The sequence below is a fragment of the Wolbachia endosymbiont of Drosophila bicornuta genome (assembly GCF_028982105.1).
GTDB lineage: Bacteria > Pseudomonadota > Alphaproteobacteria > Rickettsiales > Anaplasmataceae > Wolbachia > Wolbachia pipientis.
Genome location: NZ_JAPQLF010000102.1, coordinates 1 through 3,899 on the forward strand (window position 1 = coordinate 1; position 3,899 = coordinate 3,899).

The window sequence follows — 3,899 nt, forward strand, 5'->3', positions numbered from 1 at the left end:
CTACTGCTCTACCATAGCCATAAGCACATATCTTATCCTATTCGGACTATTGCGAGAAGTGCTATAGTTCTTTATACCAATCAGATTGCATTATGCACCTGGTATCGAGCGAATGTTTTTCACTAAGCAACTTAGAATAACTTGCAACTATTATTCTTGCAGTTGCCCAGTATCCATGCGGGCCACGCAACACTCATACATATGGACTTCATTGAACGCGGAGGCATATTGAATATTATGCGCCTTACTTCGCCAGCATTCGCTGCTTCCAGCCTGTCTGCTATGACTTTTATGTACTGATAATCATTATACTCACATCCCGGCACCACTGTTTGAAAGCACAGTTCAATGAATTTTAGAAAGTTCATGTTAGACCTCCTATAGTATCACCCAAGTATAGCTCTTTTTANNNTAATCCGAACAGATCATAATATGCTACTGCTCTACCATAGCCATAAGCACATATCTTATCCTATTCGGACTATTGCGAGAAGTGCTATACCTTCAAAAATGAATGTTCGTACAGTTATGGAAGACACATTGGAATGACACTATTTGCTGTCTTCAAAAATAAACATTCGTAAAGTTGTGCTTTTAATATGGGTTATCAGTTTAAAAATGTTGCTAATCAGCATATATGAATGTAATATTAATTAACATTCATAAACGAAGCAATACCATGGAAAATAGTTATAATGCCGATGCAATAAAAATCTTAAGGGGTCTTGATGCTGTAAGGAAACGTCCAGGTATGTACATTGGTGACACTGACGATGGGTCTGGCTTGCACCACATGGTATATGAGATTGTTGATAACGCAATAGATGAATCTTTAGGTGGATATTGTGATAAAATTGAAGTTAGCATAAATAAAGATGGTTCAGTATCAGTAACCGACAATGGTCGTGGCATTCCAACTGACATTCATGAAGAAGAAGGAATATCAGCAGCAGAGGTAATAATGACTCAACTCCATTCTGGTGGTAAATTTGACAGTAATACCTATAAAGTTTCTGGGGGATTACATGGTGTTGGAATCTCAGTTGTGAATGCATTATCAAGCTGGTTGGAATTAACTATTTGGCGCAATAAGAAAGAACACTTTATGCGTTTTGAAGATGGTGAGTCTATTGAACCTTTAAAGGTAGTCAACGAAAATACAAACAAAAGAGGAACTAAAGTCACGTTCATGCCATCAACAGAGACTTTTAATGGCATTAATTTCAGTTACTCAACGCTTGAAAGTCGTATAAGAGAATTAGCATTTTTAAATTCAAATATCGACATTACTTTACGTGATCTGCGCAATGAACCATATACAGAATCTCATTTCAATCAGAGCAATCAATCTAAAGACAATTTTGGTACAGCAAATTTTGTGCAGTATTTAGATAAGAATAAGACACATGTAACTAAAATTGCCAGTATGAAAGGAGATGCAGACGATCTTGGCATCAGCTTGGAAATATCGATGGAATGGAATGATTCCTACTATGAGAATATGTTGTGTTTCACTAATAATATACGGCAACGAGATGGTGGTACGCATTTGGCAGGATTTAGATCTGCACTAACTAGATGTGTCAATACCTATGCAACTAATGAAGGGTTTTTAAAGAAAGCAAAAGTAAATTTAACTGGAGAGGACGTTAGAGAAGGTTTAACTTGTGTTTTATCTCTCAAGATGCCTGATCCTAAATTTTCTTCACAAACAAAAGATAAACTAGTTAGTTCTGAAGCACGTGCAGTTGTAGAAAGTATAGTTTCTGATAAATTGAGCACAATCCTTGAAACTGATCCCAAATTGGCAGCAAGCATAGTAGAAAGAGCAATTAGGTCAGCAAAAGGAAGAGAAGCCGCAAGAAAAGCACGAGAGTTAGTTAAAAGCAAAAACAATATTGATATTGCAACTCTGCCAGGAAAGCTTGCTGATTGCCAGGAAAAAGCCCCTGAGTTATCGGAATTATTTATAGTAGAGGGTAATTCAGCAGGTGGTACTGCAAAGCAGGGGCGTAATCGTAAAACACAAGCAGTGCTTGCCTTAAGAGGAAAAATTCTAAACGTAGAACGTGTAAGTTTAGATCGTATTTTTTCATCTGCAGAAATAGGCTCTTTAATCACTGCAATTGGTGCTGGAATAGGGAGTGAACACTTCGATATTGAAAAAGCTAGATATCATAAAATTATCATCATGACAGATGCAGATGTTGATGGTTCACATATAAGAACTTTGATTCTAACTTTCTTTTTTAGACATATGCGTGAAGTTATTGAAAAAGGTTACTTATACATAGCACAGCCACCCCTCTATAAAGTTACAAAGAATGCCAAAGACACTTATATTAAAGATGACGAAACTTTTGAAGAGTATATAATAAACTCAGCAGTTAAAAGACTAACACTAAGTGATACAGCTACAGAATTTAACGACTTGCGCCTTATTTTGAATAAATGCGTTAGCACTTCTAATATTAGCAAAAATTATGATAGAGAAATACCACAAAATCTCCTAGAGTCATTGCTAATTTTAAGCAAAAAGAATGCTCTATCATCGGCTGATGAGATATTAAAGTATTTGAAGTTAATGTACAGCGAATACACTTGGGAAGTGGAAATAAAAGATGAAGAAAAAGAAATTCATATCTCTAAATTGTTTCAAGGATTGGCAGACAAATATATATTTGCACTTAGTATGCTTGAAGGCAAAGATATGCAAAACATATTAAGTTTGCTTGATGGTATAAGTAATTTATTTAATGGTGATTCATTTTTAAAGTCACAAGAAACTGAAATAAGAATCACTTCTCCAAGTACGCTTGCAAAAATAATAATGGACTATGGTAAAAAAGGTTTAACTCTGCAGAGATTTAAAGGTCTTGGTGAAATGAATGCTGATCAGCTATGGGATACTACGTTAAATCCTGAGGCTAGAACTTTATTAAAGGTTGAAATAAAAGATTGTGAAGAAGCTGATTCCATATTTTCAATATTAATGGGTGATATAGTTGAACCACGCCGTGATTTTATTAATAGCAATGCACTTAATGTGCATGATGTTGATATTTGAACTTTTAGCAAAATGTACGAACGTTACGGGTTTAAGCAAAGACTGTGTCATTCAAGTAGCTGACACTGGTTCCTTTATAACGGTGTCATTCCAGTGCTTGACACTGGAATCCAGGTTGCTCACAAGCAAACTAGCATAGAAAGTGGTTACAACGTTTTCGATGAGATTGCAGAAAGGCTGGATTCCAGTGTCAAGCACTGGAATGAAAGCAGTCCTACGTCATGCCGCGATTCATTCGCGGTATCTCTAGATCCCGCTAACAAGCAGCGGGATGACGGTTGTCAGGGTGTCATCCCACTACCTTCTCCTGTCATCCCAGTGCCTCCCTCCCCTGTCATCCAAGTAGCTTGACACTTGTATCTTTATGATGTGAGGCATTAGAGCTAAAATACCTCACAGGGAGGGTGAAGCTGATGCAACGATAATGCCATTAAGGCCGAATCCCAGATTTTGCTTCCCTCCCATAGAGTTATAGCTCTTCTCATAATAATCCCAATAAGGTAAGAATGGATTTATGGTAGAGGGGTTTGTATGCCAGCAGCGTATAGTTACGACTTAAGGAAAAAAGCAATGGAAGCAATGGAAGCATTGGATGAAGGAGAAAGTAGAGCAACTGTTGCCAAGTGACCTTACCCAGAAAAAGTGGAGAGAAAGAAAGGAGTTTTTTCTGGTAAAATAAAATTTTGGAGGATTAGAAATGGTAAGAGAATATACGGCAGAATTCAAATTGGAAGCTGTTAAGCTGGCAAATGAACAAAGAAAGTAGGTCAACCAGTTGCAAAAGTAGCAAGAGATCTAGGAATAAGGGATAGTGTATTAGGAAAATGGATGA

The 3,899-nt window shown here is 36.9% G+C and carries 2 protein-coding genes and 1 pseudogene; 2 read left to right on the forward strand and 1 reads right to left on the reverse strand.

The features are described from left to right. Positions 1-64: 64 nt before the first annotated feature. A pseudogene (locus OZD68_RS03225) lies at positions 65-368 on the reverse strand (hypothetical protein); the annotation flags it as partial. Between the two features lie 311 nt (positions 369-679). On the opposite strand from OZD68_RS03225, the gene gyrB reads away from it, so the two are divergent. Both gyrB and OZD68_RS03235 read left to right on the forward strand, forming a co-directional pair. Beyond that, on the forward strand, positions 680-3,067 hold the full coding sequence (gyrB, locus tag OZD68_RS03230; protein WP_182309135.1) for a DNA topoisomerase (ATP-hydrolyzing) subunit B: 2,388 nt from the start codon (positions 680-682) through the stop codon (positions 3,065-3,067). 93 nt (positions 3,068-3,160) lie between these two features. Then, positions 3,161-3,418: a hypothetical protein gene (locus tag OZD68_RS03235; protein WP_010962372.1), complete on the forward strand. Its 258-nt coding sequence runs from the start codon at positions 3,161-3,163 to the stop codon at positions 3,416-3,418. Positions 3,419-3,899 lie beyond the last annotated feature (481 nt).